The sequence below is a fragment of the Shimazuella soli genome, assembly GCF_022511585.1.
Lineage (GTDB): Bacteria > Bacillota > Bacilli > Thermoactinomycetales > Thermoactinomycetaceae > Shimazuella > Shimazuella soli.
Genome location: NZ_JAKWBN010000006.1, coordinates 160,075 through 166,269 on the forward strand (window position 1 = coordinate 160,075; position 6,195 = coordinate 166,269).

General features: G+C 43.6%; 3 protein-coding genes and 1 other RNA gene. 3 read left to right on the forward strand and 1 reads right to left on the reverse strand.

Annotated elements, in window-relative coordinates; translation table 11 throughout:
- The first annotated feature begins 99 nt into the window (after positions 1 to 99).
- A complete protein-coding gene (gene smpB / locus MK805_RS13845) occupies positions 100 to 564 on the forward strand; it encodes an SsrA-binding protein SmpB (protein WP_240876470.1) in 465 nt (154 codons plus the stop codon).
- A gap of 60 nt (positions 565 to 624) precedes the next feature.
- Positions 625 to 987: a transfer-messenger RNA gene (ssrA, locus tag MK805_RS13850) on the forward strand.
- Positions 988 to 1,118: 131 nt separating this feature from the next.
- On the opposite strand, the gene MK805_RS13855 is transcribed toward ssrA, so the two are convergent.
- Positions 1,119 to 1,343, reverse strand: coding sequence for a hypothetical protein (locus tag MK805_RS13855; RefSeq protein ID WP_240876471.1), 225 nt, complete (start codon positions 1,341 to 1,343; stop codon positions 1,119 to 1,121).
- Between the two features lie 264 nt (positions 1,344 to 1,607).
- Between MK805_RS13855 and MK805_RS13860 the strand changes: the two genes are divergently transcribed.
- On the forward strand, positions 1,608 to 5,903 hold the full coding sequence (locus tag MK805_RS13860) for an AAA domain-containing protein (protein ID WP_240876472.1): 4,296 nt from the start codon (positions 1,608 to 1,610) through the stop codon (positions 5,901 to 5,903).
- Positions 5,904 to 6,195: the final 292 nt, after the last annotated feature.

Here is a 6,195-nt window from a genome sequence, read left to right on the forward strand (position 1 = left end):
CGGCCCTGCTCCCCTATCCTAGTGGTAGGGGAGCAGGGTCCCAATTTTATATCCGTCAGCTTAAACTCATGCTATAATGACCTCTCAGAGGTGATTTCGATGGGCACGAAAGGAACAAAAGTGGTAGCTCGGAATAAAAAAGCTACACATGACTACCATATAGAGGAGACTTATGAAGCAGGGATTGTTCTTACTGGAACCGAGATCAAATCGATCCGAAAAGGAAGAGTAAACCTGCAAGATGCTTATGCAAGAGTGACTAAAGGGGAACTCTTTGTTGTTGGCATGCATATCAGTCCATTTGAACAAGGAAATCGATATAATGTCGATCCTACCCGCACCCGAAAGCTGCTGATGCATAAGAAAGAGATCAATAAATTGATCGGACAGATCAAGGTTAAGGGACTTACGTTGATTCCCCTTGATCTCCATCTGCGGGATGGATTTGCCAAGCTGCAACTGGCTCTTGGCAAAGGAAAAAAATTGTACGATAAACGTGCATCTGCGGCAAAACGGGATGCCGATCGCATGATCGAACGAAAGTTAAAAGAACAAAACCGCTAAGCCTATACAAAAAAGAGTAAAGGTGTTATAATCAAAAGTCGTTATTGCTCTTTTTGATATGGGGGCGTTTTTGGGATTCGACGGGGATGATTGTCCCACGAGGAGCGAGCCGAGGGGCTGCGTATCTCGTTAAATACGCGGAAGCCAATAATAACTGGCAAAAACGAAAATCTTGCTCTAGCTGCCTAATAGTGCAGTTAGGATCCACTTCTCCATCGCCTATGTGGAGCTGCTGGGTCTCAAACTTTAGTAGGCTAGCTGATCGATAGGCCACGATCGATTTAGCGAACTGTAGTGGCTGGTCTGATAAGTCGCCTGTCGCTGGGCAGCTTGTCAGATGAGACTCTAATACAGCGACTGCGCTCGGAGTGCCTCGTGGGGTGGTGTCTTCGGACAGCGGTTCGACTCCGCTCGCCTCCACCATACTATAAGAGAAAACCGTAACCTGATATGGGTTACGGTTTTCGTTATTTATATAAAGTCTTGGATATTCAGGTCCGTCCGGGCATCATGAGGATGTCCGGACGGCGAGACAACGGGAGCTGCCTCAGCGCTCAGGCCGAAGGCGACGGGAACGCCCGCGTCCAGTACTCCGCCGTGAGGAGCTCCTCGACGGGCCGCCTGTTCCGGCGCGCGGACCGGATCTGGTCCTCGACCGTGAGGTCGAACTGCTCCGGGTCGATGGTGGCGCCGGACTTCCGGGCCACGTCCTTGATCTGGGCGATCATGTCGTCGGTCAGTCCGAACACCGTCTTGTCGCGCTCGCTCAGGTTCTGCATGGGTTTAGGTATCCCTTCGGGCTTCTTCGGTTGCTGATATTAAAATTATAACAATTATTATAATTTCGGACAAGGGATACCTGATTTATGAATGAATCAACGATATTATTTTGTTTTCTGCTATAACAAAAGAGTATAACTTTTCCATTTGTTTGCCGATCTGATGGAGAAACTCCATTTTTTCACCTAATGATTTTTGTTATGATAGATTTACCACATACATAGTTTAGTTGATGGATTATAGAAAAGTAGGTGAGAACACAGATGGACCCAATTAGAGAACGAGTGATTCGTCTTTTCCAATATCTGAAAGAGACGAAAAGTCTGCAAGAGAAAATTGTCCGAACCGTCGAGGAATACGAAACTGTTTGGTGGCAGTCTGATCTGATGGGTATGAGCGGAGTAGATATTTATGATATTTATAGTAATGATGAGGTTTGGATGAGCGTTGAGCGACCACATCTGAGCGAAGCTCCTACACCGCCATCAAAATTGCTCGGTTGGATCAGCGATTGGAAGCAGCCAGATAAGAAGCCAAAACCGATTGCGAGCAAAGGAAAAAAAGAGTTCGAAAAAGATACAGAGCGCGTAGAACTTCTGGAGAATTGGCTAAACGATGAGTGGAAACCTTGGGCTGGGGAAGTTGCCTCCAAGTATAAAGTGAAACGTGTTTATGATGAGTTGTTTTCTCTTTATAATCGTCTGCAAGCAGAGGGAGACAGCATAGAAATCGTTTGGGGACACGGCTTGCTCAACTGGGAAATTGGTGATGTGCGTATTTCCCGCCACTTGATCGTCACCCCATTGGAGCTGCATTTTTATCCGGAAAAAGGGGAGTTTCGTCTCGCGTCTACTTCCAAAGGAAGTTATATGGAGACAGATATGCTCACATCTACTTCCTTTACCCATACCAATCAAATTCATGAGTTGGTACAAGAGCAGGGCGGACTGTACTCCCCGCGACAAGAAGATGAGATATCTCCTGTGCTCCAGCGGGTAGTGCATGTGATCAGCCCGGATGGTCGATATTCTTCGGAGATTGGTCCTGTTAATAAGGCGACAGAACGGCCATTTGTCACCTATAGTCCAGCTGTTTTCATTCGTCGTAAAGGGGCACTAGCGTGGGATCAGGAGCTTCGCGATGTCCTCGATCGTTTGCAGGAAGGATACCCCATTTCCCGCGTGCTGTCTCGCTTAGTTTGGTTGGAAGACGAAGATTTATTTACGTTTGAAAGAGAACAAGAAGAAGATCATATATTAAGTGAGCATTTACTTTTCCCACTGCCTGCTAATCAACAGCAAAAAGATATCGTGGAGAAGCTCAACCACGAAGATGGTGTTGTCGTTCAAGGCCCGCCTGGAACAGGAAAAAGCCATACGATCGCTAACTTGATCTGTCATTTGCTCGCTCAAGGGAAGCGGGTACTTGTGACTAGTGAAAAAGAGCGGGTTTTAGATGTATTACGCGGGAAAATTCCACAAGAGATTCGATCTTTATGCGTGAGTTTGCTCGGTGGGGATGCAAAAAGTGTAAAAGAGCTGGAAACTTCCATACGTTCCATTTCCGAACAATTATCTACCAAACAATTGTCTGATTTGGAGCAAAACATCAACGAATTTAACCAAGAGCTGAGAAATGTTCGCAATAAAATCAATGATATTGAAGAACAGATGAGCAAGATTGCGATGATGGATAACCAAACAAAAGAAGTCGATGGCGAGAAATGGACGCCGCTTTCAGCTGCCAAATGGTTGCATCAAAATCGTGAACATAACTGGTTACCAGACTCGATTTCACCAGATGTTGTTCTGCCGATGAGTGGACAAGAAGTACAGGATTTGGTGGAAGGTTTGTCTCATTTTAAAGCGGAAGACCGCATTTCGTTAACAAGTGTACGTCCTGAACTTTCCCAACTTCCAAACCCTATTAATTTTGCTGCATTGATGCAAGAATTGCAGGTTGTGGAACAAAGTGTGGAACAAAATAGAGTGTTTTATCAAGAATGGAATATTTCTGGCTCCGTTGCCCACTTGCTGCCGCCCGCTACACGGGTTGTAGAGGAAGCAATCCTCGAGTTGCAAGAGATTTATCGTGATGCTTGGCAGATGAATATTTTGCAGCAAACAAAAGAAGAACATGATTGGCCAGAGTTGATCGAAGAATTCCGTGATCGTTTGAGTTGGATCAGTGCCTACGATAAAGCTTTGTTAGAGTTTGATGTGGAATTACCAATTGGGAAATCAACAGCAACCATCAAGCAAGATGTGGCATATGTACTGGAAAGAATGAAACAGATGAAGCGCACAGGTCGTGTATTCCGTCGTATTACTGGGCGTCAATACTCGTATTTGTTTAAAGAATGTACCATCAATGGCAAAGTAGCCAAAGAACGAGAAGATTTTGAGATTATCCAAGACTATATCGAACGTAATGATCTGCGAAATCGCGTTGTACTAAAGTGGAACCGTTTGATGGAAGATATCAATGGCCCGATGGTGGAAGCTACTACGCCAAGGTTGGTGCATTTATTGACAGAGTGCTTGGAGCAGATTGAATATTTGTTAGCATGGCCTTCACGTGTAGAACAGCAACTAAGTCCAATCGTAGAAAAACTAGGAGTACCGCAAGTGGATTATGTCCGTATTGAATGGTACGAAGACTTTATTCACGCTCTGCAAGCCCTGCAAGACTATTTCCAGTGGGAAAAACTAAACCAAAACTTCAAGCAGCTGCATCATATTTTAGTAACGGGAAGAGATTCTGAGTATGCTCACCCATATTGGAATGATTTGCTTATGGCTTTGCAAGAAGCAGATACAGATCGCTGGGAACAAATCTATAGCGATCTAGAGCGTCTCGAAAGCCTGCAAACTGTCTATAGTCGTTTCCAAGAGAAATACGAACAACTTCGTAAGTTTGCACCACAGCTTGTTTCCAAAATGGAACAAGAAGAAAACTATCCTTATGCTAACTTTGCTGAAGCTTGGAAATGGAGTCAACTCAAGCATTGGTTGAACCAATTTGCACCGACAAATGACTTGGATTCATTAGAAAAGGAATTGCACAAACATCAAGACAGAGAAGCTTTTATCATTCGTCAGTTAGTTGCAGATGCTACTTGGAAAGAACGGTTGGAGAAAACAACAGAAAGAGAAAAACGCAGTTTGATTTCGTGGTTGCAATTGATAAAGCGGATTGGTACGAGTTCTGATAAACAATTGGATCTTTACCGCAAACAGGCAAATGAGGAACTCAATGTATGTCGTGGAGCTATCCCCGTTTGGATCATGCCAATTCAACGTGTTATCGAAAATATTAAATTAGATGATGATCGTTTTGATGTTGTCATTGTCGATGAGAGCAGTCAGAGCAATCTATATGCATTAAGTGCGTTGCTCCGCGGGAAGAAAGCAGTTATCGTGGGAGATGATGGTCAGATCGTCCCAGATATGGTGGAGTTTGATCGTGAGTTGAATATGGAATTGATTAAACGTTACCTGTATGATATTCCTCAATCCGGCCATCTTGATATTTCAACCAGCTTATATGACACAGCAAACCGGATCATTCATAACAAAGTAATTTTAAAAGAACATTTTAGAAGTGTCCCAGATATCATCCAATTTAGCAACCAATTGAGTTATGACAATGAAATGATCCCGCTGCGACTGCCTAGCTTACAAGATAATCTCACCCCATCGATTGTGACTGTTCCGGTTCAAGTAGACAATCCTAAGGAAAACGCCAAGGGGCTAAATGAACCAGAAGCAATTGCTGTCGTTGAGCAGATTTTAAAATGCTGCAATGATGAACGATATGCCAATAAAACATTTGGTGTTATCTCGTTGGCTGGGGGAGAACAAGCAAAACTGATAGAAGATCGTCTTCGTATGGAGTTAGGGGAGCTGGAAATGATGCGCCGTCATATTATTTGTGGTGACCCTTATCGTTTCCAAGGTGATGAGAGAGATATTATTTTCTTATCACTTGGTGTACTTCCTGGTGTGAAGCCGAAAGCTTTAACTTCGGATGCGGATCGGCGTCAGTTTACAGTTGCTACGAGTCGGGCAAGAGATCAGATCTTTTTATTCCATTCTGTAGAGCTGACAGGGTTATCACCTGATGATATTCGGTTCTCTTTGCTGAAATATAGCCAGAGCATCACTTCTGGTCAAAATACCGAAGCGATTGAAGAGGACAAGCTATTTGCTTCTCAACTGGAGCAAGATGTTTATCAGTATATTGTGGATAAAGGTTATAACGTTAGTGTCAAAGTCCAGATCGGGATTGGAAAGAGTTTAGATATCGTGATTGAAGGAGAAAAGACGAGACTCGCTGTCGAGTGTGATGGAGATAAGCTACTTTCGATGGAGCAATGGAAGCAAGAATTTGAGCGTCAATCTTTACTGGAACGAGTGGGTTGGCATTTCCACCGGATTCGTGGGAGTTATTTCTATCAAGACCCAGAACCCGCAATGCAGGCTGTTTGGGAGAAGTGCAGGGAACTACACATTTTCCCGAAACAATCTTCTGATAGTCGAGAATTAGAAAAAGTATAACTGAAAACTAGGTGTAATCCATTTGGGGTTACACCTTTTCTTCATGAGGGATATCTATTATGGAAGTGAAAATAGATTTTATGATAAAAAGCAAAAAAAGGTGTTGACTATTTAAGTCTGTCCATGCTATATTATTTCTTGTCGCCGCGACAGTAGCGGAGAGACAACAAAAAAGAAGTTGTTCCTTGAAAACTGAAGAGTGAGATCACAAACCTGTTAATTTTTTAAAAGCTAGCAATGAGCAATCAAGCTTTTCTATCATGGAGAGTTTGATCCTGGCTCAGGACGAACG